The 24,870-nt window shown below is 68.9% G+C and carries 24 protein-coding genes; 9 read left to right on the forward strand and 15 right to left on the reverse strand.

Annotated elements, in window-relative coordinates:
• Window positions 1-39: 39 nt before the first annotated feature.
• The 8 genes from CY658_RS28600 to gtdA form a co-directional block, all read right to left on the reverse strand.
• The gene (locus CY658_RS28600) at window positions 40-954 is read right to left on the reverse strand and encodes an acyl-CoA thioesterase (RefSeq protein ID WP_101493391.1); all 915 of its coding nucleotides are present in this window, start codon (window positions 952-954) and stop codon (window positions 40-42) included.
• Between the two features lie 95 nt (window positions 955-1,049).
• Window positions 1,050-1,745 (reverse strand): hypothetical protein, encoded by a 696-nt coding sequence (locus CY658_RS28605; RefSeq protein WP_257885011.1) that lies wholly within the window; start codon window positions 1,743-1,745, stop codon window positions 1,050-1,052.
• 54 nt (window positions 1,746-1,799) lie between these two features.
• Window positions 1,800-3,161, reverse strand: coding sequence for an FAD-dependent oxidoreductase (locus CY658_RS28610; protein ID WP_101493393.1), 1,362 nt, complete (start codon window positions 3,159-3,161; stop codon window positions 1,800-1,802).
• On the reverse strand, window positions 3,161-4,138 hold the full coding sequence (locus CY658_RS28615; RefSeq protein ID WP_101493394.1) for a Bug family tripartite tricarboxylate transporter substrate binding protein: 978 nt from the start codon (window positions 4,136-4,138) through the stop codon (window positions 3,161-3,163). The genes CY658_RS28610 and CY658_RS28615 overlap by 1 nt, the downstream gene beginning before the upstream one ends.
• Before the next feature lie 87 nt (window positions 4,139-4,225).
• Window positions 4,226-5,206 (reverse strand): Bug family tripartite tricarboxylate transporter substrate binding protein, encoded by a 981-nt coding sequence (locus CY658_RS28620; RefSeq protein ID WP_101493395.1) that lies wholly within the window; start codon window positions 5,204-5,206, stop codon window positions 4,226-4,228.
• Between the two features lie 54 nt (window positions 5,207-5,260).
• The gene (locus CY658_RS28625) at window positions 5,261-6,475 is read right to left on the reverse strand and encodes a 3-hydroxybenzoate 6-monooxygenase (RefSeq protein ID WP_101493396.1); all 1,215 of its coding nucleotides are present in this window, start codon (window positions 6,473-6,475) and stop codon (window positions 5,261-5,263) included.
• 16 nt (window positions 6,476-6,491) lie between these two features.
• Entirely contained in the window at window positions 6,492-7,196 is a 705-nt protein-coding gene (locus CY658_RS28630; protein ID WP_101493397.1) for a fumarylacetoacetate hydrolase family protein, read from the reverse strand.
• Window positions 7,197-7,269: 73 nt separating this feature from the next.
• On the reverse strand, window positions 7,270-8,364 hold the full coding sequence (gtdA, locus tag CY658_RS28635; RefSeq protein WP_101493398.1) for a gentisate 1,2-dioxygenase: 1,095 nt from the start codon (window positions 8,362-8,364) through the stop codon (window positions 7,270-7,272).
• A 130-nt stretch (window positions 8,365-8,494) separates the two neighbouring features.
• Here gtdA and CY658_RS28640 point away from each other — a divergent pair, with 130 nt between their 5' ends.
• The 6 genes from CY658_RS28640 to CY658_RS28665 all read left to right on the forward strand — a co-directional run bounded on the left by CY658_RS28640 (window position 8,495) and on the right by CY658_RS28665 (window position 12,557).
• Complete coding sequence (locus CY658_RS28640; RefSeq protein WP_101493399.1) at window positions 8,495-9,391, forward strand: LysR family transcriptional regulator; 897 nt, start codon at window positions 8,495-8,497, stop codon at window positions 9,389-9,391.
• A 98-nt stretch (window positions 9,392-9,489) separates the two neighbouring features.
• Window positions 9,490-9,939 carry an acyl-CoA thioesterase gene (locus CY658_RS28645; RefSeq protein ID WP_101493400.1) on the forward strand — a complete coding sequence of 150 codons (450 nt, stop codon included), beginning with the start codon at window positions 9,490-9,492 and terminating at the stop codon, window positions 9,937-9,939.
• 88 nt (window positions 9,940-10,027) lie between these two features.
• Window positions 10,028-10,522 carry a phasin family protein gene (locus CY658_RS28650; protein ID WP_101493401.1) on the forward strand — a complete coding sequence of 165 codons (495 nt, stop codon included), beginning with the start codon at window positions 10,028-10,030 and terminating at the stop codon, window positions 10,520-10,522.
• Window positions 10,523-10,648: 126 nt separating this feature from the next.
• Window positions 10,649-11,362 (forward strand): TetR/AcrR family transcriptional regulator, encoded by a 714-nt coding sequence (locus CY658_RS28655; RefSeq protein ID WP_101493402.1) that lies wholly within the window; start codon window positions 10,649-10,651, stop codon window positions 11,360-11,362.
• Between the two features lie 7 nt (window positions 11,363-11,369).
• A complete protein-coding gene (locus CY658_RS28660) occupies window positions 11,370-12,218 on the forward strand; it encodes a hypothetical protein (protein ID WP_180839069.1) in 849 nt (282 codons plus the stop codon).
• An 81-nt stretch (window positions 12,219-12,299) separates the two neighbouring features.
• On the forward strand, window positions 12,300-12,557 hold the full coding sequence (locus CY658_RS28665) for an acyl-CoA-binding protein (RefSeq protein ID WP_101493403.1): 258 nt from the start codon (window positions 12,300-12,302) through the stop codon (window positions 12,555-12,557).
• A gap of 13 nt (window positions 12,558-12,570) precedes the next feature.
• Here the strand turns inward: CY658_RS28665 and CY658_RS28670 are convergent, their stop codons facing one another.
• The 4 genes from CY658_RS28670 to CY658_RS28685 are packed head-to-tail and all read right to left on the reverse strand — an operon-like array spanning window position 12,571 to window position 17,358.
• Window positions 12,571-13,809 (reverse strand): CaiB/BaiF CoA transferase family protein, encoded by a 1,239-nt coding sequence (locus tag CY658_RS28670; RefSeq protein WP_101493404.1) that lies wholly within the window; start codon window positions 13,807-13,809, stop codon window positions 12,571-12,573.
• 42 nt (window positions 13,810-13,851) lie between these two features.
• The gene (locus CY658_RS28675) at window positions 13,852-14,166 is read right to left on the reverse strand and encodes a polyhydroxyalkanoic acid system family protein (protein WP_101493405.1); all 315 of its coding nucleotides are present in this window, start codon (window positions 14,164-14,166) and stop codon (window positions 13,852-13,854) included.
• Window positions 14,159-15,298: an aminopeptidase gene (locus CY658_RS28680; protein ID WP_101493406.1), complete on the reverse strand. Its 1,140-nt coding sequence runs from the start codon at window positions 15,296-15,298 to the stop codon at window positions 14,159-14,161. Before CY658_RS28680 ends, CY658_RS28675 begins: the two co-directional genes overlap by 8 nt.
• Window positions 15,298-17,358: a molybdopterin-containing oxidoreductase family protein gene (locus CY658_RS28685; protein ID WP_101493407.1), complete on the reverse strand. Its 2,061-nt coding sequence runs from the start codon at window positions 17,356-17,358 to the stop codon at window positions 15,298-15,300. The genes CY658_RS28680 and CY658_RS28685 overlap by 1 nt, the downstream gene beginning before the upstream one ends.
• Window positions 17,359-17,416: 58 nt before the next feature.
• On the opposite strand from CY658_RS28685, the gene CY658_RS28690 reads away from it, so the two are divergent.
• Entirely contained in the window at window positions 17,417-18,550 is a 1,134-nt protein-coding gene (locus tag CY658_RS28690; protein WP_101493567.1) for an ABC transporter substrate-binding protein, read from the forward strand.
• 180 nt (window positions 18,551-18,730) lie between these two features.
• Here the strand turns inward: CY658_RS28690 and CY658_RS28695 are convergent, their stop codons facing one another.
• From CY658_RS28695 to CY658_RS28705, 3 genes are read right to left on the reverse strand one after another with little or no spacing between them, the layout of a single operon-like run.
• On the reverse strand, window positions 18,731-19,825 hold the full coding sequence (locus CY658_RS28695) for a M14 family metallopeptidase (RefSeq protein ID WP_101493408.1): 1,095 nt from the start codon (window positions 19,823-19,825) through the stop codon (window positions 18,731-18,733).
• Window positions 19,822-21,033, reverse strand: a complete 1,212-nt coding sequence (locus CY658_RS28700) for a M20 aminoacylase family protein (protein WP_101493409.1) — start codon at window positions 21,031-21,033, stop codon at window positions 19,822-19,824. Before CY658_RS28700 ends, CY658_RS28695 begins: the two co-directional genes overlap by 4 nt.
• Window positions 21,034-21,088: 55 nt before the next feature.
• Window positions 21,089-22,282, reverse strand: coding sequence for a glycerophosphodiester phosphodiesterase (locus CY658_RS28705; protein WP_101493410.1), 1,194 nt, complete (start codon window positions 22,280-22,282; stop codon window positions 21,089-21,091).
• A 110-nt stretch (window positions 22,283-22,392) separates the two neighbouring features.
• On the opposite strand from CY658_RS28705, the gene argE reads away from it, so the two are divergent.
• Window positions 22,393-23,559 (forward strand): acetylornithine deacetylase, encoded by a 1,167-nt coding sequence (gene argE / locus CY658_RS28710; protein ID WP_095743248.1) that lies wholly within the window; start codon window positions 22,393-22,395, stop codon window positions 23,557-23,559.
• Window positions 23,552-24,811: a DUF445 domain-containing protein gene (locus CY658_RS28715; RefSeq protein ID WP_257885012.1), complete on the forward strand. Its 1,260-nt coding sequence runs from the start codon at window positions 23,552-23,554 to the stop codon at window positions 24,809-24,811. Before argE ends, CY658_RS28715 begins: the two co-directional genes overlap by 8 nt.
• The last annotated feature ends 59 nt before the right edge of the window (window positions 24,812-24,870 follow it).

A 24,870-nucleotide genomic window follows, 5' to 3' on the forward strand; every position in this document is an offset into this window, starting at 1 on the left:
GAGCGATCGAGCGAGTGAGTGAAGGAAAGCGGAGGACGTTCAGCCCGTGATCGGCGTGCGCGCCGTACCGGGCTTGCGGATGCGCAGCATGCCCTCTTGCGCCGCCGAAGCCACGAGGCGGCCGTCGCGCGTGTAGATGCTGCCGCGGCACAGGCCGCGCGCACCGCCCGCGCTGGGCGAGTCGACCACGTAGAGCAGCCAGTCGTCCAGGCGGAAATCGCGGTGGAACCACATCGCGTGGTCCAGGCTGGCGGGGCGCACCTGGCCGCTCATGAAGCTCAGGCCGTGCGGCAGCATCGCGGCGCGCAGCAGGCCGTGGTCGGAGGCATAGGCCAGCAACGCACGGTGCACGGTCAGGTCGTCGGGCAGCGGCGCGATGGCGCGCATCCAGATGGCGCTCTGGTTCTCGGTGGGGCGCACCTCGGGCCGCAGCAGGTCTTCGGGGTCGACGCGGCGGTACTCGATGCCGTGCGGCTGGATGGCCTTGGAGCGCCAGGGTTCGGGCAGGCGATCGCCGAGCGCGATGCGCTGGTCGAGCTCGCTGGTCAGGCCGTCGGGGCCTTCGACCGCGGGCATGGGGAACTGGTGCTCGACACCCTCGTCCACCGTCTGGAACGACGCCGACATTTCAAAAATGATGCGCTCCTGCTGGCGCGCCACCACGTGACGCGTGGTGAAGCTGCGGCCGTCGCGCACGCGATCAACGCTGTACTCGATGGGCGCGTGCTCGCCGGGCAGCAGGAAGTAGGCGTGCATCGAATGCACGGGGCGCTCAGCGCCCACCGTGAGGCTGGCGGCCATGAGCGACTGGCCGAGCACCTGGCCGCCGAAGACGGCGGGCGTGCCGATGTCCTCGCTCTGGGCCAGGAAGCGGTCGCCGCCCAGCGGTTCGAGCTGCATGAGGGCGACGAGGTCGGCAACGAGGCGGGCGGCAAGGACGGGTTCGGGGGTCATCGGAGGGAGATTTCTGGGCGAAAAAAGCAGCCCTCGACGATAGCAAAGGCCGGGCCCGCGCGCTGTCGCGGCCCGGTCAGCAGCGCCCGGCCGGCCTACTTGAAGAAGCAGATGTCCAGCATCAGGCGCAGGCTGCAGCCGTGGTCGGTGCCACCATCGATCATGCGCACCGGCACGCCGCCCAGCAGCATCGCGCCGTCGGCGCCGTACACCAGCGGCGAGCGCTCGGCCTGGCTGAACGCGCCGCTGAGCGTTTCCTGCTCGACGTACTTCAGGTACTGGCGGCGCGAGAAATCGACCGTGTCGGCCGACTTCAGCGCGACCGCCGCGTAGCGCTTGCCGTAGACGGTGCCGAAGTAGCGCAGCACCGGGCCGGTGCGGTCGCCGTACTTCACCTCGGCCTTGGCGAAGCCGGTCTGCACGAGGAAGTTGCGGTCTTCGGGCGTCAGATCGGCGTCGAAGGCCATCAGCACGTACTGGCCTTCGAAGCTCTGGTTGCGCGCCACCTTCAGTTCGCCGATGAGCGCGGGCGTGACCTTCGTGCGGCCGTCCCAGCGCAGCAGCGCGGCCACGGAGGGGTCGCCGTCGAACACGTAGTGGTACTTGTCGCCGGCAATGGCGACCTTGCGGCCGTCCTTGGCCGCGACGAAGCTCAGCACGCGGTCCTTGCCGTGGACAGGGTCGCCCTCGGGGGTGCTGGCGCAGCCCACCTGCAGCAGGCCGAAGGCGGCGCAGGCCAGCGCCAGGAAGAGGCGACGCGCGGGGGTCGACAGCGAAGAAGAGAGAGGCACGGTGTGTCCGGGGTTCGAGTTCATCCAGCCCCGGACTCTAGCGCCGCGCCGCGCTCAACGGTCCAGGTCGACGCCGTCGGCCGCCAGCTTTTTCTGCAGCGCCGCCACGTCGATCGCCGCAAAGCGCCCGCTGCCCAGCGAGGCCGCCGCCGTGCCCGCCGCCTGCCCCATCACGAAGCAGCCGCCGCTGGCGCGCGCGGCCGACTGGCCCTCGTGCGTCATCGAGGCGCAGCGTCCGGCCACGAGCAGGTTGTCGACCGTCTGTGGCACCAGCATGCGCCACGGCAGGTGGTTGTAGGCGTTGGCTTCGTCGCGCGGGAAGGCCCATTCGATGCGGCCGTCGGCGTGCATTTCCATCGGCCAGGCGTTCAGGCCGATGGTGTCGTCGAAGGTGGCCGAACCGAGGATGTCTTCGCGGTCCAGCGCATACAGGCCCTGGATGCGCCGCGTCTCGCGGATGCCGACCTGCGGCGCGATCTCCACGATGGCCGACGGCGCAAAGCCCGGCACCTCGGCCTGCAGGAACTTGAAGTACGCGGCGATCTGGCGCCGGCCTTCGAGTTCGCCGTCGCTGAGTTCGCGCGCATCGACGCCGTTCATCGCGCCGCCGGCGGCGTTGCGGATCTGCGTGACGTTGGCGCGCCATTCGCGCGGGTCCTTGTTGGGCCGCAGGATCGCGCCTTCGCGCGGAAAGCTGTACTTGCCCGGGTGCTGCTGCTCGGCGCGCGCCATGAAGCCGTTGATGGCCGAGAACTCGCCCACCGCGGCCAGCGCGGCCGGTGCGTCGACCTGGCCGATGCGGAACATGGTGGTCGGGAACAGCCCGCTGCCGTGGCCGTCGCCCACCTCGAAAGGCACGCCCGCGAAGGCCGCCACGTCGGCGTCGCCGCTGGCGTCGATGAAGGCGTTGGCGCGGATCGCCTGGCGGCCCGACTTGGTCTCGACCACCAGCGCGGCAATGCGCGCGCCGTCGTGCAGCACCGCCGCGGCGTACGCGTGGAACAGCATCTGCACACCGGCCGCTTCGAGCAGCTGGTCGGCAGCCAGCTTGTAGGCCGAGGTGTCGTACGAGCGCACGCAGATGCGCCCGCCCATGCCGTTCTGCGGCGCGTTCATGCCGTTGAAGCCGGCGATGCGGTCGATGAGGTCGTCGACCACGCCGCGCACCAGCTGCGTCATTTCGCCGCGGCGCTTGCCGTACAGGCCCGCGAAGTTGGTCACGCCGCCCGCGGTGCCCATGCCGCCGAGAAAGCCGTAGCGCTCCACCAGCAGCGTGCGCGCACCGTGGCGCGCGGCGCTCACGGCGGCGGCAATGCCGGCGGGGCCGCCGCCGACCACGACCACGTCGAAGTCGCCGAACACCGGCAGCGCGCGCGCCGGTTCGTTCAGGGTGGGTGGTTGCTGCGTTGTCGTCATCACTGGATCTTGATGCCGCGCGTGGCGATGATCTTGCTCATGATCGCCGCCTCTTCCTTCACGCGCGTGCGCATGCCGTCCGGCGAGGTGCCCACGGCCTGCCAGCCTTGCTCGAAGAGCTTGCGGCGCACGTCGGGGTCTTTCATGACGATCTCGATCTCGCGGCTGATGCGGGCCTGTGCGGTCTTCGACAGGTTGGCCGGGCCGAGCAGCGCCACCCACACCTCGAGGCTGAAGTCTTTCACGCCGGCTTCGGCCAGCGGGGCGATCTCGGGCACCAGCGCACTGCGTCCGCCCGTGAGGCCCACGGCCTTGAGCTTGCCCGCGCGGATCTGCGGCATGGCCACGCCCGGCGGGATCAGGCCCATCTGCACCTGGTCGCCCAGCATGCCGGTGACGACCTGCGGGTTGCCCTGGTAGGGCACGTGCTCGGGCTTGAAACCGTTCACGCGGCTCTTGAGCAGTTCCATGCCCAGGTGGCCGACCGAGCCCACGCCCACCGAGCCGTAGTTCCACTTGTCGCCGGCCTGGCGCGCGGCGTCGAAGAAGGCGGTGCCCGAGGGCAGGCTGTTCTGTGCCACGAGCACCAGCGGCGCGGTGGCGATCAGCGACAGGTAGGTGAAGTCTTTCGCCGGGTCGTACGGCAGCTTGGGGTACAGCATCTTCGACGACGTGAGGTTGCCGTTGATGACGATGCCCAGCGTGTGGTCGTCGGTGGCCTTGGCCACCTGATCGGCCGCGATGTTGCCCGAGGCACCGGCCTTGTTGTCCACCACGACTGGCTGGCCCAGCGCGCGGGACAGCGGCTCGGCGATGGTGCGCGCCGCGATGTCGGGCGTCGATCCGCCCGGGAAACCCACCAGCAGGCGGATCGGCTTGGTCGGCCACGCGGGGGTGTCGGCGCTGGCGGACAGCGGCAACGCCGCGGTGGCGGCCAGGCCGCAGGCGATCAGGAGGGCTCTCTTGGTGGCGTGCATGGGAAAAAGACAGTCAAAAAGGTGAACAAAAATGCAAAGGGAGGCAGCTTAACTGCGGCGCCGAGCCCAGGGCAAGGCGCACTCTCGTCAGTCGAGGCTGATGTTGCCCCGGCGCACCAGCTCGCCGTACACCTTCGACTTCGCCTCGGCGTTGCGCTCGATCTCCTCGGGCGACCAGGCCAGCGGCTCGAAGGCGAAGGTGTCGAAGCGGGCGCGGATGTCGGGGTCGGCGATGACCTTGGCCACGTCGGCGTTGATCTTGGCCTTCACGGCCGCCGACACGCCCTTGGGCGCCAGCAGCGACACGAAGGAATTGACCTCCAGCGAGGCCGGGCCGCCGGCCTCGGCCATGGTCGGCACGTCGGGCATCTGCGGGATGCGCTTGGGCGCGGCCACGGCGATGTAGCGCAGCTTGCCGGCCTTGTAGATGCCCTGGCTCGATGGGATGCTCGCGAAGGCCCACGGCACCTCGCCGGTGCCCACGTTGGAATACAGCTGCGACACCTCGCGGTACGGCGCATGCCGCATGCGGATGCCCGTGAGCGCCTCGAGCTGCTGCGCGCCCAGGTGGCCCGGGCTGCCGACGCCCCACGAGCCGTAGACGATGCCTTCGGGGTTGGCCTTGGCGGCGGCGATCAGGTCGCCCATGGTCTTCCACTTCGACTCGCTGCCCACGGCCACGAAGAAGGGCGTGCGGAACAGCGAGGCGACCGGGTCGAAGTGCTGCAAGGTCACGAAGTTGCGCGACTTGTACAGGTGCGGCAGCGCGGCGATGTGCTCGCTGTCCAGCTGCAGCAGCGTGTAGCCGTCGGGCGCGGCGCGGCGCGCCTGGTCGATGGCGATGAAGCCGCCGCCGCCGGGCCGGTTGTCGACCACCACGCGCTGGCTCCACAGGCGCGAGAGCTTGTCGGACACCAGCCGCAGCACCGCGTCGGGGCCGCTACCGGCCGCGAACGGGGTGATCAGCGTCACCGGCTTGCTCGGGTAGTCGCTGCCCTGCGCCCATGCGCCGGAGGCGGCGGTCAGGGCGAGGACGGCGGTCGTCAGCAATGCGCGCGGAAAGTTCATGGGTTGTCTCCTGGGCCTTCGGCCTCGTGGGTGGGATATCGCAGAAAAACCGTGTCAGCGCGGCATGGGCGCGTCGCCCAGGCAGTGCTCGGGTCGCCAGGCATAGAGCCATTCGACCGCATCGTAGAAGCGTTCGGGCGTGCGCCCGGTCCACAGGCTGTTGCGCACCAGGCGCTCGACGCCTTGGGCGTGGTACAGGCGCCCCATCTCGCGCACCGACAGCACGACGCGCGCGCAGCGTGCGATGCGGGCCTGCTCGTAGCGCTGGAAGGCGGCGGTCATGTCGAAGTCGCAGGCCTTCACGGCCTCGCCGAGCGTCACGGCGTCTTCGAGCGCCATGCACGCGCCCTGCGCGAGGTACTGCATCATGGGATGCGCCGCATCGCCCAGCAGCGTGGCCGGGCCGTCGCTCCAGCGTTCGACGGGGTCGCGGTCGGCGGTGCTCCAGCGGCGCCACGAGGTCGGGCGATCGAGCAGCTGGCGCGGGCGCGCGTGCACGCCTTCGAAGTACGACAGCACTTCGTCCTTGCTGCCATCGGTGACGCCCCACTCTTCTTCTTCACGGCTGTGGAAGGTGACGACCAGGTTGTACTGCTCGCCATGGCGCAGCGGGTAGTGCACGAGGTGGCAGTTGGGGCCGGCCCAGACCACGGGCGCGTTCCATTGCAGGTCGGCGGGCATGTCGGCCGCAGGCACGACGGCGCGGTAGACCACGTGGCCCGAGACGCGCGGCGCGTCGCCGATCAACTTCGCGCGCACCACCGACTTCACGCCGTCGCAGCCGACGATGGCATCGGCCTGGAAGCGGCGGCCGTCGCGCGTGACGGCCGTGACGCCGTGCGCGCCGATGTCGATCGTCTCGACCTGCGCCGAGGTGTGGAAGCGGATCAGCGGATGCTGCTTCACGGCCTCGTGGATCGCGCCGTGCAGGTCGGCGCGGTGGCTCACGGCATACGGATTGCCGAAGCGCGCACGGAAGGCCTCGCCGACGGGCACCGAGGCCACCTCGGTGCAGTCGACGGCGTCCATCATCACGAGCCGGTCGGTGAAGACCGAGCTGCGGCGCACGGCCTCGCCCACGCCGAGCGCGTCGAGTGCCGCGAAGGCGTTGGGGCCGAGCTGCAGGCCGGCGCCGATCTCGCCGATGACGGCGCTCTGTTCGAGCAGGTCGATGGCCACGCCCAGGCGTGCGAGCGCGAGCGCGGCGGCCATGCCGCCGATGCCGCCGCCGACGAGCAGCACGGAGGGAGGTTGCTTCGAGAGGGTCATGCGCGGGCCGGGGCGCTCAGTCGATGCGGACCGTGAGCGACGGCAGGCGCTCGATGCTGACCTTGATCGTCTGGCCCGGCTTCACCGCGCCCACGCCTTCGGGCGTGCCCGTGAAGATCAGGTCGCCGGGCTGCAGCGCGAACAGCGTCGAGAGGTTGGCGATGACTTCGTTCACCGACCAGATCAGGTGCGCGATGTCGCTGTTCTGGCGCACCTGGCCGTCGACCTCGAGCGTGATGGCGCCGGCGTTGATCTCGCCCACGTCGGCCAGCGTGCGCAGCGGCGCAATGGGGGCCGAGAAGTCGAAGGCCTTGCCGATCTCCCACGGGCGGCCGGCTTCGCGCATCTTCATCTGCAGGTCGCGGCGCGTCATGTCCAGGCCCACGGCATAGCTGTGGATGTGGCTGGCGGCCTGGTCGACCGGAATGCCCTTGCCGCCCTTGCCGATGGCCACCACCAGCTCGGCTTCGTAGTGGTAGTTGCTCGTGAGCGAGGGGTACGGCACGGTGCCGGTGGCGCCTTCGGCCACGGGCACGACCGAAGCGTCGTCGTTGGGCTTGCAGAAGAAGAACGGCGGTTCGCGGTCGGGGTCGAAACCCATCTCGCGCGCATGCGCCGCGTAGTTGCGGCCGACGCAGTAGACGCGGCGCACGGGGAACTGCTTGTCGGAGCCCACGATGGGCAGGCCGACGATGGAAGGGGGCGTGAAGACGAAAGACATGAAGGCTCCTGCCGCGTGGGACGGCACATCAGACAAACAAGAAAAGAAGGAAGGAAGGAAGGTCGCCGCGCTTTCAGGCGTCTTCGAGGAAGGCTTCGCGCAGGATGCCCATGGCCTGCTGCACGGGACGGTCGGAGAAGCTGAAGAGCACCGTGTCTTCGTTCGGCGACGACAGGCGCAACGGCGCCCACGACGGCACGACGAAGGTGTCGCGCGGGCCGAAGTCGAAGCGCTGGCCTGCAATCTCGGCCGTGCCGTGGCCTTCGACCACGCTGTAGACGGTGCCGTCGGTGGCACGGTGCGTCCGGCCCGCGAAGCCCTGGGGCAGCAGCTGCAGCTGGGTCGAGATGGTCGGCATCGGCGAACCGCCCGTCAGCGGGTTGATGTAGCGCAGCTTGTGACCGAGCCAGGCATCGGGCGCTTCCTGCTTCTGCAACTGCGCCAACGCCTCGCGGCTACGCAGGTAGGGGTAGTTGAAGATCGGCGAGGTGGCCGAAGTGTGGTCGTGCCGCACCGGCACCATGTTGTGGCCGAAGCGCGCCAGGCTGTGGCCTTCGGGCCGCGCCACGTGCTGCACCTTGGCGTCGTCGTTCTCGGCGAAGCCGGCGTCGAAGAAGCGCAGCATCGGAATATCGAGGCCGTCGAGCCACACCACCGGCTCGGTCACGCCTTCGATGCCTTCGTTGCCATGGTCGTGCCAGGCCCACGAGGGCGTGATGATGAAGTCGCCCGGGTGCATCGTCGTGCGCTCGCCGCCCACGGTGGTGTAGGCGCCCTTGCCGTCCACGATGAAGCGCAGCGCCGACTGCACATGGCGGTGCGAAGGCGCCACCTCGCCCGGCATGATGAGCTGCAGGCCCGCGTAGATCGACTGCGTGATCGACGCGTTGCCGGGCAGCGCCGGGTTCTCGAGCACCAGCACGCGGCGCACGGCCTCTTCGGCGGTGATGAGGCCGGCCGACTCCATGAGCAGCGGACGGATCTCGTCGTAGCGCCACAGCGCGGGCACGCACGGGCTCTTGGGCTCGCGCGGCACGAGCACGTGCAGCGACTCCCACAGCGGCGAGAGATTCAGCGGGCGGATGCGGGCGTAGTAGTCGCGGCGTTCGGCCAGGTTGGCCGGTGCACCAGCGGCACTGGAAGGGGCACTGGAAGAAGCGGGGTTCATGGGTCGGGGTCTCCGTTGGCGGCATTGTTGTCCCGCCCCACTATTTGCTCAAGACCGCGTGCCAATACACGGAATTCGAAATTTCGATAATGGTGTCTTTCGCCTTCAGGGCTCCACCCCGCCTCACCCCATGTCCAAGCTCGATCTCGAATGGCTCGCCGTGTTCGACGAGGTCTACAAGACCGGCAACGTCACCAAGGCCGCCGAGCGGCTGGGCATGGCGCAGGCGGCGGCCAGCACGGCGCTGAACAAGCTGCGCGCGCACTTCGACGACCGCCTGTTCACCCGCACCGCGCAGGGCATGCAGCCCACGCCGCACGCCGAGCGCATCTACCCGAACCTGCGCGAGGCGCTGGCGCAGCTCGCGCAGGCCCAGGGCAACCGCAGCAGCTTCGAGCCGGCGCATGCGCAGCGGCGCTTTCGCATCTGCATGACCGACATCAGCGAGGTGGTGCTGCTGCCCGGCCTGCTCGACCACCTGCGGCAAGCGGCACCGGGCGTGCATATCGAGACCGAGATCATCTCCACCCACAGCGGCCGTCGGCTGCAGGACGGCGACGTCGACCTGGCCGTGGGCTTCATGCCGCAGCTGGACGCGGGCTTCTACCAGCAGGTGCTGTTCATGCAGAACTTCGTCTGCCTGGCGGCGCAGAACCATCCGCGCATCGGCGCCAAGCTCACGCGCAAGCGCTTCGAGGAAGAGGCGCACGCGGTGGTGTCCAGCTCGGGCACGGGGCACGCCATCGTCGACACCACCATCGCGCGCCTGGGCCTGAAGCGCAACGTGGTGGTGCGGCTGTCGAGCTTTTTGAGCGTGGCGCGCATCGTGGCCCACACCGAGCTGATCGTGGTGGTGCCGCGCATCCTGGGCAACGTGCTGGCCACGCAGGAGCCGGTGAAGGTGCTTGCGCCGCCGTTCACGCTGCCGGCCTACGCGGTCAAGCAGCACTGGCACGAGCGCTTTCATGCCGACCCGGGCAACGCCTGGCTGCGCCGCACGCTGGCCCAGCTGTTCAGCGGCAGCTGAGCGCCGGCGGCAAGGCGACGGGCGGGTGCCAAAGCGAGTCCGGGCGCTCGCATAATCGCGGCTCCCCACCCACTGCCCACAGAGAAAAGGCGCGCCCCATGTCTTCCATCACCCTCCGGTTTCTGGCCGAACCCAGCACCGTCAACTTCGGCGGCAAGGTCCACGGCGGCACGGTCATGAAGTGGATCGACGAGGCCGGCTACGCCTGCGCCACCAGCTGGGCCAAACGCTACTGCGTCACCGCCTTCATCGGCAGCATCCGCTTCCACCGGCCGATCATGATCGGCGACCTGGTCGAGGTCGAAGCCCGCCTGGCCTACACCGGCACCACCAGCATGAACATCTCGGTCGAGGTGCGCAGCGGCGACATGAAGGGCGGCACGATGGAAAAGACCACCGAATGCCTGATCGTCTTTGTCTCGGTCGACTCGCACGGCCGGCCGCTGCCGGTGCAGCCCTTCGTGCCCGGCACGCCCGGCGAAATGGCGCTGGCCGAGCGCGCCAAGTCGCACCTCGATGCCAGCCGCGCCGCCGGCGGCACGCCCTGATCCTGAGCGCGGGGATAGGCGGCGCGCCCTAACCACGGGGCGCGCGGGCGGCTAGAGTCATGCGATTGCATACCAAGGAACACATTGCATGGCCACCTCCAAAGACGACAGCAGCAGCAGCGACGACAAGACCGACCGCATCAAGGACTCGGCCCAGCAGATCTGGCTGGCCGGCCTCGGCGCCTTCGCCAAGATGCAGCAAGAGGGCAGCAAGGCCTTCGAGGCGCTGGTCAAGGACGGCGCCGGCATGCAGAAGAAAACCCAGCAGGCCGCTGAAGAAACGCTGGCCCAGGCCCAGCAGCGCATGGCCGGCTTCGCCAGCGAGTTCGGCACCAAGGCCGCCGGCCAGTGGGGCAAGCTCGAAAACATCTTCGAAGAACGCGTGGCGCGCGCGCTCGAAAAACTCGGCGTGCCCTCGGCCGCCGACGTGGCTGCACTGCAGGCCCGCATCGAGGCGCTCGAAGCCCAGTTGAAGCAGCGCGATGCCAAGGCCGCCGCAACGGCGCCTCGCAAGTCCACCGCGCGCAAGGCCGCGCCAGCCCCCGCCGCCAAGAAGACCCTGCGCCGCACCAAGGCCGGCTGACATCGTTCTGTAATTGCGGCACTGCACAAAAATTCAGCGCCGCAAAACATGTCCCGCACCGTTCATGGTGCAGCGCACATGCGCTAGAGTGCCCCCAAGACCAAGAGAAACCACGGGGGCACCGACATGGCAAAGAAGGCGCCACGCCGCACTGCGCAACGCATCCTCGAAGCTGCATTGGATTTGTTCAACCGCTTCGGGGAGCCGAACGTGTCGACCACGCTGGTGGCCGGCGAGCTGAACATCAGCCCCGGCAATCTCTACTACCACTACCCCGCCAAGGAAGAGCTGATCAACAAGCTCTACGAAGGCTACGAAGCCGAGCTCAACGAGCTGCTGCACGCCAGCGAAGGCGTGCACGACGTGGAGGACGCCTGGTTCTTCATGCACAGCCTGTTCGAGCTGATCTGGCGTTACCGTTTTCTGTACCGCGACCTCAACGACCTGCTGAGCAAGAACCGGCGCCTGGAGACCCAGTTCCAGCTCGTGCTCAAGAACAAGGCGCGCGCCATCCGCCAGCTGATCGCCGGCCTGAGCCGCGCCGGCCACCTGGACATCGACGCGCACGAGGTCGACACGCTCGCGCAGAGCATGGTCGTGGTGCTCACCTACTGGCTGAGCTACGAGTACGTGCGCAACCCGCGCCAGGCGCTGGAGCCTGCGCACGCGCAGGGCGCGCTGATGCGCGGCGGCCATCACACGCTGCACCTGCTCGCGCCCTACCTCGCACGCGACCAGCGCCGCCACCTGCTGGCGCTGAGCAATGCCTACAACGGCGAAAACGCCGCAGCAAGCAGCAACCCCAGCCCCGTGCCACCGACGGTCGATATGGCGGCCTAGAACATCCATGCCCCACTCCGATTTCAAACCGCTCTCGCTGCTGTCCGCCGGCCCCGCCGCGGCCACGGCCGCCGCCGGCACCGAACCCTGGACGCCCCTTCCCTACCCCGATGTGCCGCGCTACGACGCGCGCAGCCTGCTCGCGCACTGGCCGCGCCTGCACGCCGGCCACGCGCTGCCGCCGCCCGCGGCCGACGCGCCACTGGCCGAGGGATGGGCGCTGTACCACAGCGGCGAGTTCGAACGCGCCGCCGCCCTCGGCCTGCGGCACGGCCCCGACGGCCTGGCGCTCGCCAACCAGGCGACCGCGATCTACGCCAACTACCTGGAGCCCCGCGAAGCAGTGCGGCTCGTGCTGTTCCGTCAGGTGATCGAACGCGCCGGCGCGCAGGTCGCGGCCGAGCCCGACAACTGCCAGGCGCTTTACTGGCAGGCCTACGCGCTGGGCCGCTACAGCCAGGGCATCAGCGTGGCGCGCGCATTGGCGCAGGGCCTGGGCACCAAGCTCAAAGGCGCGCTGGAGCATGTGATCGAACTGCAGCCCGAGCACGGCGACGCGCACCTCGCGCTGGCAGCCTTCCACGCCGAGGTGATCGACAAGGTCGGCGCGCTGGTCGGGCGCATGACCTACGGCGTGCGCGCCGAGACCTCGATCGAGCTGTTCGAGCGCGGGCTGGCGCTGCACCCGCAGTCGGCGGCCGGGATGATGGAGTACGCGCGTGCGCTGCTGATGCTGCACGGCGAGTCGCGCACGGGCGAGGCGAACGGGCTGTATGAAAAGGCGGCGGCGCTGACGCCGGCGGATGCGCGGGAGCGGCTGGATGTGGAACTGGCACGCGCAGGCCTGACGGACTGAAAGGCCGGAACGCTTGCGATTGGTACCAGTTGGTACCAATCCATTTATGATGCCCGCTTTCTGACCTTCTTCCCGACCGCCATGTCCGACCTCAACGCCCTATTCGAAGCCGCCCAGGCCAACTCCAAGCTGCTGGCCGAGCGCCCCGACAACCCGACGCTGCTGAAGATCTACGGCCTGTTCAAACAGGCGACCGAAGGCGACAACACCGCCAAGAAGCCCAGCTTCAGCGACATCGTCGCGCGCGCCAAGTGGGACGCGTGGACCGCCCAGAAGGGCGCCACCGCCGACGAGGCGAAGCAGAAGTACATCGACCTGATCGAATCCTTGCGCGCCTGACCGGCCGCACCGGCTAGCCGACGATCCCGCGTTCCTGCAGCGCGGCGATCTGCTCGGCGCTCAGGCCGATCTCTTTCAGCACCGCCTCCGTGTCCGCCCCCAGCGCCGGCGCGTTGCGCCGGTGGCCGGCCGGCGTGAGCGACAGCTTGGGCACGAAGCCGGGCACCGCGAGCGCGCTGCCGTCGGGCATCTTCACCTCCTGCAGCATGCCGCGCGCGGCGTAGTGCGGGTCGGCCGCGATGTCGGCGATGGTGTAGATGCGCCCGGCCGGCACGTGCGCCGCATCGAGTGCTGCCAGCACCTCCGCCACCGTGCGCTGCGCGGCCCAGTCGCCGATGGCGGCGTCGAGCAGGTCGACCTGCGCGACGCGGCCCGTGTTGCCGGCCAGCGCCGGGTCGGCCGCGAGGTCGGGCCGGCCGATGCAGGCCATGAGCCGCTTGAAGATGCTGTCGCCGTTGCCCGCGACGATGGCGTAGCCGCCGTCCGCGCAGCGGTAGGCGTTGGTGGGCGCAATGCCCGGCAGCGCGCTGCCGGCCGCCTCGCGCACCGCACCGAAGGCGCCGTACTCGGGCAGCAGGCTTTCCATGCAGTTGAAAACCGCCTCGTACAGCGCCACGTCGACCACCTGGCCGCGGCCCTTCGGGAATTCGGCGCTCACGGTGGCGTGGCGGTGCTGCATGGCCATCAGCACGCCGATCACGCCATGCAACGAGGCCAGCGTGTCGCCGATCGACACGCCCACGCGCACCGGCACGCGGCCCGGCTCGCCCGTGAGGTGGCGCAGCCCGCCCATGGCCTCGGCCACCACGCCGAAGCCCGGGCGATCGCGGTAGGGGCCGGTCTGGCCGTAGCCGCTGATGCGCAGCATCACGAGCGCGGGGTTGGCGTCCAGCAGTTCGTCGGGCCCCAGGCCCCAGCCTTCCATCGCGCCGGGGCGGAAGTTCTCGACCAGCACGTCGGCCTCGGCCGCGAGCTGCCGCACGATGGCCTGCGCCTCGGGCTCGCGCAGGTCCAGCGCCAGCGAGCGCTTGTTGCGCGACTGCACCTGCCACCACACGGAAGTACCGTCCTTCAGCAGCCGCCAGGTGCGCAGCGGGTCGCCTGCGCCGGGCGGTTCGATCTTGACCACGTCGGCACCGAAGTCGGCCAGCGTGCGCGCTGCGAACGGGCCGGCGATCAGTTGCCCGAGTTCGACGACCTTGAGGCCGGCCAGCGGACCCGCGGCCGGAGGGGAAAGAGAGCTTTGCGTCATGGCTTCCGAGTGTGCCGTGCCGCCCGGAAGAAGCGCCGTGTCTCAGGCAAAGCGGCTGCCGCCCTGCGGCGCTTCGAGCAGCGCGTCGAGGTTGCGCGCGATCTTCTGCTCGATCTGGTCGCTGAAGCTGCTGAACAGGAACCCCAGCGTCGCCTCGAGCCGGAAGGTGTCGGCCGTGACCTCCACCGTGCCGTCGATGCCCGCGCGGCTGAACTGGGCCACGTCGCAGTCGGTGCCTTCGGTGTAGGTGCATTCGAGACCGTAGTCCTGCTCGACCTGATGCACCCATTGGCGCGCGACTTCGCGGGCGCCGGCAATGCCCAGCGTGTGGTTGCGTTCGATTTGGATGTCAGGCACCGTGGTCTCCGTTGTCGTCGTGTGTGCGGCCTTGGCGCGCGTGGGTGTGCAGGATACCCGTGGCGGCCTGCAACGCATTGCGGCGCTCTTCCGTGGTGGGCAGCGCGGCAATGCGCCGCACCGCAGTGTAAAAGCGCGGCCAGTCGCGGCCCTCGCGTTCGAACAGCGCCTCGAAGCTCGGCACCAGGTCGTCGTACGCGCCCTGCGCACCGAAGGCCGCGTTGTTGGCGCGCGCCACCCAGCCGTCGTAGGCGTTCTGGCGCGGGCCGGTCCATGCCGTCTTCAGCACGGCATAGCGCTCGCGGAAGTCGGCCATGGCGGCCTGCTTCTGCGCCTCGACCTTCGTCCAGTCTTTGGCCTTGGCTTCGGGCGATTCGTACACCTGCGTGAGCGCGCGGCGCGTGTTGAGCGCGAGCGCGCGAAAGTCCTGCCGCTGCGCATTGAACTGCGCGTATTCGGCGCGCGCCGCCTCGCCGGCTTCGCGCTGCAGCCACATCGCGCCGCCGATGCGCTCGACGGCCGTGGCGTACGACTCGTTGAACACCGTGTCGCCCGACACATAAAGCACCTGGTGCGCCAGCTCATGGAACACGAGGCGCGCCAGTTCGCCTTCGGGGTAGCCGATGAAGGTGGACAGCAGCGGATCGCCGCCGGCCCAGTTCATCCAACCCAGCGTGGAGTAGGCAGGCACGGGGTACACGGCCACTTCGAGGCCGTTGGTTTTCTGCGCCTCGGCCTCGGTCTTGGCGGCGGCCTCGTCGTAGTAGCCGCGATAGCCCACGCAGCCCGCGACCGGGAAGCACCAGCTCTTGAGCGTGAGCGAGTACGGCGGTGCGGCCACCACGTTCCACACGGCAGCGGGGCGGTGCAGGTCGGCATACGAGGTGTAGCTCGCGTTGTCGGGCAGGCCGAGTTCGCTCGAGGCGAAACGGCGGATGCGCTGCGCGAGTTCGAGTTTGGCCTTGAGCGGCGCCCCCACGGCCGGGTCGGCCAGCCACTCGGGCACGGGCTTGGCGGCGCGCAGGATGTCGAGGTGGCCGTTGGCCGACTGCCAGTAGTAGCCGAGGTCGGCGCAGCCGCTCAAGAACATCGCGCCGGCCAGCGCCAGCGCAGGTGCGCGCAACCGCCGCATCACGCCTTTTCGACCTGCACCAGGCAGTCGTAGAAGGTCGGGCCGCGGCCGATGTCGGTCAGGCGCTGGCTGGTCAGCTCGTTGACGTTGGTGCCATCCATGCCGAGCTTGCGCCACCAGATGCCCATGCCGTGCACCACGCCGCGGCGCGCGCGGCGCGACACCTCGGCGCGACAGCGATGCTCACCGCGCTGGTTGAACACGCGCACCGTGGCGCCGTCCTCGATGCCGCGCGCGGCGGCGTCGTCGGCATGGATCTCGAGCAGCGGCTCGACCTCGATGGCGCGCAGGCTGATCACGTTGACGAAGGTCGAGTTGAGGAAATTGCGCGCCGGCGGCGAGATCATCGCCAGCGGGAATTCGGTCGAGCTGCCGGCCGGTTCCCAGTTGGGCACATGGTCGGGCAGGCCGTCCATGCCCATGGCCTGCAGGCGCTCGCTGAAGAACTCGCAGCGGCCCGAAGGCGTGGGGAACTTGCCTTCGGCGAACGGCGCCTCGGCCAGCTTCAGGCTGGTGAAGCCCTGTGCGCGCAGCTGGTCGAAATCGATCGTGTTCTCGGCGAAGGCGGTGCGGCACAGCGACTCGTCGCTCTCGGCAAAGCAGGGCTCCTCGAAGCCCAGCCGGCGCGCCAGCTCGCGGAACACCCAGGCGTTGCTGCGGGCCTCGCCGCGCGGCGCAACGGCCGGCTGGTTCAGCAGCACGTCGGTGTGGCCGTAGCTGCAGTGAATGTCCCAGTGCTCGAGCTGCGTGGTGGCGGGCAGCAGGTAGTCGGCGTAGTCGGCGGTGTCGGTGCGGAACTGCTCGAGCACCACGGTGAACAGGTCTTCACGCGCGAAGCCCGCCACCACCTTGGCCGACTCGGGCGCGACCGCGACCGGGTTGCTGTTGTAGACCACGAGGGCCTTCACGGGCTTGGTGGTGTCGAGCAGCGCATCGCCGATGGTGCTCATGTTGATGGTGCGCGGCTTGCGCCCGGCCAGCAGGTCGGGGCGCTGCAGCGCGGCGCGGTCGACCGGGTAGTGGCCCGAGCTGCTGAGCAGCAGGCCGCCCGCGCGATCGCGCCAGGCGCCAACCAGCGACGGCAGGCAGGCGATGGCGCGCGCCGCGTTGCCGCCGCCGCGCACGCGCTGCATGCCGTAGTTCAGGCGGATCGCGGCCGGCTTCGTCGTGCCGTAGGCCTGGGCCAGCGCCACGATCTGCGCTTCGGGAATGCCGCAGACCTCGGCCGCGCGCGACGGCGGCCACTGCAGCGCGCGCTCGCGCAGCTGCTCCCAGCCCAGCGTGTGGTTCGCGATGTAGTCGTGGTCGAGCCAGTCGTGCACGATGAGTTCGTGCATGAGCGCCAGTGCCAGCGCGGCGTCGGTGCCGGGCAGCAGCGCGATGTGCTCGTCGCACTTGTCGGCGGTTTCGGTCTTGCGCGGGTCGATGCACACCAGCCGCGCGCCGGCGCGCTTGGCGGCCTGGGCGTGGCGCCAGAAGTGCAGGTTGCTGGCGATGGAGTTGCTGCCCCAGATGAGGATGAGCTTGGCCTCGGCAAAGAACTCGATGCGCATGCCGACCTTGGCGCCCAGCGTGTAGACCATCGCTTCGCCGCCGGCCATCGAGCAGATGGTGCGGTCCAGCAGCGAGGCGCCGAGCTTGTGGAAGAAGCGCCGGTCCATCGATTCGCCCTGCACGAGGCCCATGGTGCCCGCATAGCTGTAGGGGAGAATTGCTTCCGGTTCGGCTTGCAACCCCCGAAGATGCGCGGCGATGTCGTCCAATGCAGCCTCCCACGAGACCGGCTCGAAGTGGCCGCTGCCCTTGGGTCCGACGCGTTTCAGAGGCTGCACCAGCCGCTCGGCATGGTCATTGCGTTCGATGTAGCGGGACACCTTGGTGCACAGCACGCCGCCGGTGTGCGGGTGGGCGGGGTTGCCCTGCAGCTTGACCGCCACGCCGTCCTTGACGGTGGTGACGAGCGCGCAGGTGTCGGGGCAATCGTGCGGGCAGGCGCCGAGCACCGTCGAGGGTACGGAGGCGTCGGGCGTGTCGAGGAGGGAATCCGTTGCGTGGGCCATCGAACAAGTCTAATTTGAGTATCAACACACAGGGCAGAGGGAAGATTTCACCATGACGATGCATCTGAATCGCAGGCATTTTTCGATCGCCACGGCGGCCGCCGCCACGCTGGGCGGCTTCGGCATCGCCCGGGCGCAGAGCGAGACGCCGCTGGTGCTGGGCCAGTCGGCGCCGTTCACGGGGCCGGCCGCGCAGCTGGGCATCCAGTTCCACCAGGGCGCCAAGTTGTTCCTGGAGCAGTACAACGTGCAGCCGGGCCGCCGCAACGTGGTGATCAAGAACCTCGACGACGGCTATGAGCCCGATCGCTGCGCGGCCAACACACAGAAGCTGATCGAGGAAGACGTGTTCGCGCTGTTCGGCTACATCGGCACGCCGACCAGCCTGGCCGCGCTGCCGCTGGCGGTGAAGGACAAGGTGCCGTTCATCGCGCCGTTCACGGGCGCGATGTCGCTGCGCGAGCCGTTTCACCGCAACGTGTTCCATCTGCGCGCTTCGTACAACGACGAGACGGCATTGATGGTGAAACAGCTCACCCACCTGGGCATGAAGAAGATCGCGGTCTTCTACCAGAACGACGCCTACGGCAAGGCCGGGCTCGACGGCGTGACGCTGGCGCTGGCCCAGCAGGAACTCAAGCCCGTGGCGCTGGCCACGGTGGAGCGCAACTCGGCCGACGTGGCCGCGGCCGTGAAGACGATCGTGGCAAGCCAGCCGGCGGCGGTGGTCCAGGTCGGCGCCTACAAGGCCTGCGCGGCGTTCATCCGCGAGGCGCGCAAGGCGGGTTACGGCGGTGTGTTCTTCAACCTTTCGTTCGTGGGCACGCAGGCGCTGGCGGACGAGCTGGGCAAGGAGGCCGCGGGCGTGATGGTCACGCAGGTGGTGCCCTCGCCCTACAACCAGGCCAATGCGCTGGCCCGCGAGTTCACCGAGGCGGTGCGCAAGGCGGGCGGCGGTGCGAGCGCCAATTTCTCGAGCATGGAAGGCTATCTGGCCGCCAAGGTGCTGACTGAAGGCTTGCGCCGCGCACCGGGCGGCAAGGGCACGCGCGACGGGCTGATCGCGGGGCTGGAAAGCATCGAGCGGCAGCAGTTCGGCGGCTTCGAGGTGTCGTTCTCGCCGAAGAGCCATGTGGCGTCGCGGTTCGTCGAGCTGTCAATGCTGACGGCGGATGGGCGGGTGCGGACTTAAGGTCTGGCTTGTTTCAGGGCGCGGTCGTTGTGCTGCGCGATTGATCACCGCACTGCCCAACGCTCATGTCGATGGGGTGCCTTGCGCAGCGAAATTAAGGGGGAGCCCGAAGGGCGGAGGACATTCGCGGAGCAAGGTGCCCCATCGGCGTGAGCACGCCAGAGCGCACGCCAAAACGGTTCAGGCGCTGAGCCCGTCCACCGCCTGGAACATTGCCTGTCGCGCCTGGCTCACGATCTGGCCGCGCCAGGCGTCGCTGTCCGTATAGAACGCCTCGACCATCCGCGCGCGGATGCCGTCGGCCAGGTCGGCCGGCGCGTCCGGGTGCGTGTGCAGCCAGTGGTCGGCGCGCAGCGCACCGGTCACTTCGAGCATCGGCAGCGTGCCGTACTCGAGCGCGATGCCGGTGTACTCGGCCTGCGGGCACTCTTCGTAGACGGCGTCCCACATCAGCCCGCGCAGCAGCGCCGAGGTCGAGGAACCGTCGTAGATCGAGGTGACGGGCGCGGCGGGCGTGCCCCACCAGGCGTTGGCGCGGGCATAGGCGACCTTGTCGTCGCGACAGGCAAAGATGCGCTCGCCCAGGCCGTTGGGGCCGAGGCCCGTGTGCAGGTCGATCCAGGCGAGGCGCTTGGCGGTGCCCGCATGGCGACGCAAGACGCTGCGCAGGGTCTTATTGCTCCAGGTCGGCGCCTTGCCGCCGAAGAACAGGCCGTCGTCGAACTGGTACTGGCCGCTGGTCACCGCCGCTTGGTAGGCCGTGGCGCCGTGCTTGTCGATCCACTTCTCGACGGCGGCCTGATTCTCGGGCGTCGGCGGCCAGGTGTCGGGCAGCAGCAGCGGATGCAGCTTGGCGTAGGGCTCGTTCACCGGCACGGGCTTCGAGAAGTCGAGGAAGTTGCGGTTCAGGTCGACGTTCTCGTGCGTCACGCGGCGGCCGTACGAAAAGCCGTGCGGGTTCAGCGCGTGCACGTACAGCACCGCCACGCCCTGCGCCTTGGCCTTCTCGCGCCATTCGGCGTCGTGCAGTGCGAAGACCTGCACGCCGCTGCCGCAGTGGCCTTCGACGCCGTGGCAGGCGCTGGTGACGACGAGCAGTCGCTCGGCGTTGGCGTCGCCGTCGAGCGCCACGTCCATCGACAGGTCTTCGCCGTCGCGGCCCTTGAGCGGGTGCGCGTGCGGCTCGACCGTGAGGCCGGCGCTCACGCAGCCCTGCAGGAACTTTTGCCGCGCTTGGGCGTAGCGCGGCGAAAAGGCCTCGCCGATGCCGATCATGCGGCGCTACCGTCGCTGCCGCCGGGCTTGAGGAACTGCTCGGCGATCTGCACCCAGCAGGTGGCGCCCAGCGGAATGAGGTCGTCGTTGAAGTCGTAGCTGGCGTTGTGCAGCGTGCATGGGCCTTCGCCGTGGTGCACGTCGCGGTGCGCGCCGTCGCCGTTGCCGATGAAGGCGTAGGCGCCGGGCTTGGCCTGCAGCATGAAGGCGAAGTCTTCCGAGGTCATGGCGGCCTCCTGCTTGAGCACGTTCTCGGGGCCGACGATGCCGGCCATCACGTCGCGCGCAAAGTTGGCTTCGGCCTCGGTGTTGATGGTCGGCGGGTAGTAGCGCTCGAAGCGGAACTCGCAGGTGGCGTCGTGCGCGGCGCAGATGTGCTCGCTGATCTGCTGCATCTTGGCCTCGATCATGTCAAGCACCTCGAGCGAGAAGGTGCGCACGGTGCCCGACAGCTCGCAGTTGTCGGGGATCACGTTGTTGGTTTCACCGGCATGGATGGTGGTGACCGAGATCACCGCCGAATCGGTCGGCTTCATCTTGCGCGTGAGGATGGTCTGGAAGGCCTGCACGATCTCGCAGGCGATCGGCACCGGGTCGATGCCGGTCTGCGGCAGCGCCGCGTGGCCGCCCTTGCCGACCACGTTGACGTGGAACTTGTTGCCCGACGCCATCACCGGGCCGGGGCTCACGGCGAACTGGCCGGCCTTCATGCCGGGCCAGTTGTGCATGCCGAACACGGCGTCCATGGGGAACTGCTCGAAGAGCCCTTCCTTGATCATCTCGCGCGCGCCGCCGCCGCCCTCTTCGGCCGGCTGGAAGATCAGGTAGACGGTGCCGTCGAAGTTGCGGTGCTTGGCCAGGTGCTGCGCTGCAGCGAGCAGCATCGCCGTGTGGCCGTCGTGGCCGCAGGCGTGCATCTTGCCGTGGTGCTGGCTGGCATGGGCGAAGGTGTTGAGTTCGGTGACGGGCAGCGCGTCCATGTCGGCGCGCAGGCCGACGGCGCGGTTGCTGGTGCCGTTCTTGACGATGCCCACCACGCCCGTGGTGCCCAGGCCGCGGTGGATGGGAATGCCCCATTCGGTGAGCTTGCCTGCCACCACGTCGGCGGTGCGGACTTCTTCGAAACAGAGTTCAGGGTGGGCATGAAGGTCACGCCGGACGGCCGCGATGCCGGCCGCCTGCGTGACGAGCGAGTCGATGAGTTTCATAGGACACAGTCTAGGCTTTGCGATCAGCGCCGCAAAGACCGTGCCGGGCAAACCCTCAGCGGCCGATGCTCTTCAGGTAGTCGGTGCGTGCGGCCCGCGCGGTGTCGGTGAAGTCGGTGAAAACGCCATCGACGCCGAGCTTGTAATAGACCGCGTATTCGTTCTTGCCGTCCTTGTTGTAGTCGGACGCCAGCCGGCGCGACTCGTTACGGAACGTGAAAGGGTGAACGAACAGGCCCGCCTTGTGGGCGTCGGCGATCAGCGTGGTGGGGGCCGTCGAGGTGGCGTCGGCATCGTTGATCTTGCCGTCCTTGTTGACGTCCACCACCTTGCCGTCGGCGCCGACCGTGCCCTTGACGCTCACGATGTAGCGCTTCCAGGGGCCGATGCCGTCGGCATAGGTCTTGATCTCGGCCAGCCCGGCGGGCGTGACCATGACGTCGAAGTTGCGCTTGTCGCCGGCCTTGGTCCACTCGTAGGGGCGGTCGACGGGCACGGCGTAGGTCATGGCGCCGGTCTTCATGTCGATGCCGTCGCCGTCGATCAGCTGGATGAGCCGGGTGTTCAGGCCCTTGCTCTTCATGTACTTGAGGCTGCCGGGCTCGAACGACTGCACGTAGATGGGCGCGGTCTTGCTGTTCCAGCCGGCGGCGTTGATGGCGGCGATGACCTTGTCTTCCATGGGCATGCCCAGGTCGCGGAAGTAGGTCGGGTTCTTGGTTTCCGGGTAGATCGCGATGGTGCGGCCGGTTTCCTTCGACTTGGCCTTGGCGAAATCGATGATCTCCTGGAAGGTCGGGATCTTGAACTTGCCGTTGAATTCCTGCGGGCGCTCGGGGTCGGTCGAGATGCCGCCCAGGGTCTTGATCTCGGCCAGCGTGAAGTCGTTGCTGAACCAGCCGGTCTGGGTTTCGCCGTCGACCTGGATGGTCTTCTTGCGCGAGGCAAAACGCGCGTGCTTGGCCACGTCGGTGCTGATGGCCAGGTTGGGGTCGTGGCGGGCAATGAGCACGCCGTCCTTGGTGGAGACCAGGTCCATCTCGATGACGTCGGCGCCCAGTTCGATGGCGCGCGCATACGACTCCAGCGTCTGTTCCGGCAGGTAGCCCGAGGCGCCGCGGTGGGCAATGACCAGCGGCGGCTGGCCGTCCAGCGTGAGCAGCTTGGTTGCCGACGGGCCGGTGGTGCCGCAGGCGGCGAGGCTCAGGACGGCCGCGGCGGTCAGGGTGATCTGCAGGGACATGCGCATGTTGTCTTCTCCATCCAAACAAAGAAAAAAGAAGAAGCAGGCTACCCGCTGCGCGTGACAACGCCGGTACCCGTCTGCGCGCGCGTTCAACTTCCCGGACAATCTGTTGCATGCAGCACACGCTTTCTCCCCAGAGCCTCTTGATGGCGCAAACCTTGGTTCGCATGAACACGGTGAGCGCAAACAGCAACCTCGAGCTGATCGACTTCGCCCAGGCGCACCTCGCCGCCCTGGGCGTGAAGAGCCGCATCACCTACAACGCCGAGCGCACCAAGGCGAACCTGTTCGCCACGCTGGGCGAGGGCAAGCCGGCCGGCGTGATCCTCTCGGGCCACACCGACACGGTGCCCTGGGACGGCCAGGCCTGGAGCGTCGACCCGCTGTCGGCCGTGGTGCAGAACGAGCGCCTGTACGGCCGCGGCTCGGCCGACATGAAGAGCTACATCGCGATCGCGCTGGCGAACGCCCAGCGCTTCCTCGAGGGCGACGCGCCCTTCGCGGTGCACTTCGCCTTCACGTATGAAGAAGAGATCGGCTGCTTCGGCGTGCGCGAACTCATTGCCGACATGCGCGACGCCGGCATCAAGCCGCTGGCCTGCATCGTGGGCGAGCCCACCAGCATGGTGCCGGCCATCGCGCACAAGGGCGTGTACCGCTACAAGTGCTGCGTGCGCGGCAAGGAGGCGCACTCGTCGCTCACGCCGAAGTCGGTCAACGCCATCGAGATGGCCGCGCGCGTGATCGGCAAGGTGCGCGACATGGCCGAGGACTTCGAGCGCAGCGAGCCGCGCTACGACGGTTTCGACGTGCCCTTCAGCACCGCCAGCGTGGGCCAGTTCCACGGCGGCATTGCCGACAACGTGGTGCCGCGCGACGCCGAGTTCCGCTACGAATTCCGCGACCTGCCCACGGCCGACGCCAAGCGCATGCAGTCCGACGTGCTGGCCTACGCCGCGAGCATCGAGCCGGCCATGAAGAAGGTGGCGCCCGACGCCGGCTTCAAGTTCGAAACGATCTGCGAAATCCCGAGCTTCCTGGGCGCCGCTGGCGACCCGGTCACGCTGCTCGCGCAGCGCCTGGCCAGCGAAGACCGCACCACACTGGTGGCCTTCGGCACCGAAGCGGGTCTGTTCAAGAACGCCGGCATCCCCACGGTGGTGTGCGGCCCCGGCAGCATCGAGCAGGCGCACCAGCCCGACGAGTTCGTGAGCCTCGAACAGCTCGCGCGCTGCGAGTTGTTCATGGAGCGCCTCGCAACTTCGCACAGCATTGGCTGAAGACCCAAGCAGCGCCGCACTGCAGCGCATGAAGCGCATCGCGCTCGGCCTGCTGTGCGCGGCGGCGCTGCTCTATGCCGTGGCGAGCGCGCTGCATTCGCAGCATCCGGCCTGGGGTTACGTGGCGGCCTTTGCCGAGGCCGCGATGGTCGGCGCCATTGCCGACTGGTTCGCGGTGGTGGCGCTGTTTCGCCACCCGCTGGGCCTGCCGATCCCGCACACGGCCATCATCCCGAGCAACAAGGACCGCATCGGCGCCAAGCTCGCCGGCTTCATCTGCGACAACTTCCTGAGCACCGCGCAGGTGCTGGCCAAGCTGCGCCAGTTCGATGCAGCGGCCCGCATCGCCGAGTGGCTGGCCCGGCCCGCCAGCGGCGAGAGGCTCGGCGAATGGGGCGTGGCCGCCACGCGCTACGGCCTCACCGCCTTCGACGACGAGCGGGTGCGCGACTTCATGGGCCGCGCCGCCGCGGCCGGCCTGGCCAAGATCGACCTCTCGCGCCTCACCGGCCAGGCACTCGACGCACTCACGGCCGGCGGGCGCCACCAGGCGCTGCTCGACGACGTGCTGCAGCAGGTGGCCGAGCTGCTCGACGGCGAGGAGGTGCAGGCGCACATCACCGAAGGCATCGCACGCGAGATCAAGACGCTGCGCTACGTCGGCCTGGACCAGGTGGCGGCCAAGCTCGCGACGCGCAAGATCGTGGCCGCCATCGCGCGCACGCTGGCCGAGCTGGCGGCCGAGCCCGACCACCCGATGCGCAAGCGCTTCGACCACTTCGTCGACGACTTCGTGGTGCGCCTGAAGCTCGACCCCGAGTTCCAGCAGCGCGGCGAGCAGATCCGCGCCGAGCTCATCGCGCACCCCGCGCTGGGCGACTACCTGCACGGCCTGTGGGGCGAGCTGCTGGGCTGGTTGCACGACGACCTCGGGCGGCCTGACTCGACCATCCGCCAGCGCATCGCGACGATGGCCGGCGCGCTGGGCCAGCGGCTGCAGAACGACGCGGCGATCCGCGCCTGGATCAACGAGCAGCTCGAAGCCGCCGCGCCGGCGGCCATCGAACGCTACCGGGAAGACATCCGCCGCTACATCGAGGAGCGCGTGGGCGAATGGAACGCGCACGAGATGACCGACGAACTCGAGCGCCACATCGGGCGCGACCTGCAGTTCATCCGCATCAACGGCACGCTGGTGGGCGGGCTGGTGGGGCTGCTGATCCACACGGCGACGCAGCTGCTGCGCAACTGAAGCTGCGGGTTATCCGCAGCGGACGAAAGTCTGCGTCTTGTCCCGCGAGCGACTGCGCG

It is taken from the genome of Variovorax sp. RO1 (assembly GCF_002849325.1).
Classification (GTDB): Bacteria; Pseudomonadota; Gammaproteobacteria; order Burkholderiales; family Burkholderiaceae_C; genus Variovorax.

What these genes read in the sequence shown, in the direction of transcription:
- CY658_RS28690 (WP_101493567.1), top strand. Translation starts at nt 17,417, where the DNA reads ATGCATCTGAATCGCAGGCATTTTTCGATCGCCACGGCGGCCGCCGCC.
- CY658_RS28625 (WP_101493396.1), bottom strand. Translation starts at nt 6,475, where the DNA reads ATGACCCTCTCGAAGCAACCTCCCTCCGTGCTGCTCGTCGGCGGCGGC.
- CY658_RS28700 (WP_101493409.1), bottom strand. Translation starts at nt 21,033, where the DNA reads ATGAAACTCATCGACTCGCTCGTCACGCAGGCGGCCGGCATCGCGGCC.
- CY658_RS28680 (WP_101493406.1), bottom strand. Translation starts at nt 15,298, where the DNA reads ATGCGGCGGTTGCGCGCACCTGCGCTGGCGCTGGCCGGCGCGATGTTC.
- CY658_RS28670 (WP_101493404.1), bottom strand. Translation starts at nt 13,809, where the DNA reads ATGACGCAAAGCTCTCTTTCCCCTCCGGCCGCGGGTCCGCTGGCCGGC.
- CY658_RS28655 (WP_101493402.1), top strand. Translation starts at nt 10,649, where the DNA reads ATGGCAAAGAAGGCGCCACGCCGCACTGCGCAACGCATCCTCGAAGCT.
- CY658_RS28620 (WP_101493395.1), bottom strand. Translation starts at nt 5,206, where the DNA reads ATGAACTTTCCGCGCGCATTGCTGACGACCGCCGTCCTCGCCCTGACC.
- CY658_RS28705 (WP_101493410.1), bottom strand. Translation starts at nt 22,282, where the DNA reads ATGCGCATGTCCCTGCAGATCACCCTGACCGCCGCGGCCGTCCTGAGC.
- argE (WP_095743248.1), top strand. Translation starts at nt 22,393, where the DNA reads ATGCAGCACACGCTTTCTCCCCAGAGCCTCTTGATGGCGCAAACCTTG.
- CY658_RS28630 (WP_101493397.1), bottom strand. Translation starts at nt 7,196, where the DNA reads ATGTCTTTCGTCTTCACGCCCCCTTCCATCGTCGGCCTGCCCATCGTG.
- gtdA (WP_101493398.1), bottom strand. Translation starts at nt 8,364, where the DNA reads ATGAACCCCGCTTCTTCCAGTGCCCCTTCCAGTGCCGCTGGTGCACCG.
- CY658_RS28665 (WP_101493403.1), top strand. Translation starts at nt 12,300, where the DNA reads ATGTCCGACCTCAACGCCCTATTCGAAGCCGCCCAGGCCAACTCCAAG.
- CY658_RS28645 (WP_101493400.1), top strand. Translation starts at nt 9,490, where the DNA reads ATGTCTTCCATCACCCTCCGGTTTCTGGCCGAACCCAGCACCGTCAAC.
- CY658_RS28685 (WP_101493407.1), bottom strand. Translation starts at nt 17,358, where the DNA reads ATGGCCCACGCAACGGATTCCCTCCTCGACACGCCCGACGCCTCCGTA.
- CY658_RS28695 (WP_101493408.1), bottom strand. Translation starts at nt 19,825, where the DNA reads ATGATCGGCATCGGCGAGGCCTTTTCGCCGCGCTACGCCCAAGCGCGG.
- CY658_RS28615 (WP_101493394.1), bottom strand. Translation starts at nt 4,138, where the DNA reads ATGCACGCCACCAAGAGAGCCCTCCTGATCGCCTGCGGCCTGGCCGCC.
- CY658_RS28600 (WP_101493391.1), bottom strand. Translation starts at nt 954, where the DNA reads ATGACCCCCGAACCCGTCCTTGCCGCCCGCCTCGTTGCCGACCTCGTC.
- CY658_RS28610 (WP_101493393.1), bottom strand. Translation starts at nt 3,161, where the DNA reads ATGACGACAACGCAGCAACCACCCACCCTGAACGAACCGGCGCGCGCG.
- CY658_RS28660 (WP_180839069.1), top strand. Translation starts at nt 11,370, where the DNA reads ATGCCCCACTCCGATTTCAAACCGCTCTCGCTGCTGTCCGCCGGCCCC.
- CY658_RS28640 (WP_101493399.1), top strand. Translation starts at nt 8,495, where the DNA reads ATGTCCAAGCTCGATCTCGAATGGCTCGCCGTGTTCGACGAGGTCTAC.
- CY658_RS28650 (WP_101493401.1), top strand. Translation starts at nt 10,028, where the DNA reads ATGGCCACCTCCAAAGACGACAGCAGCAGCAGCGACGACAAGACCGAC.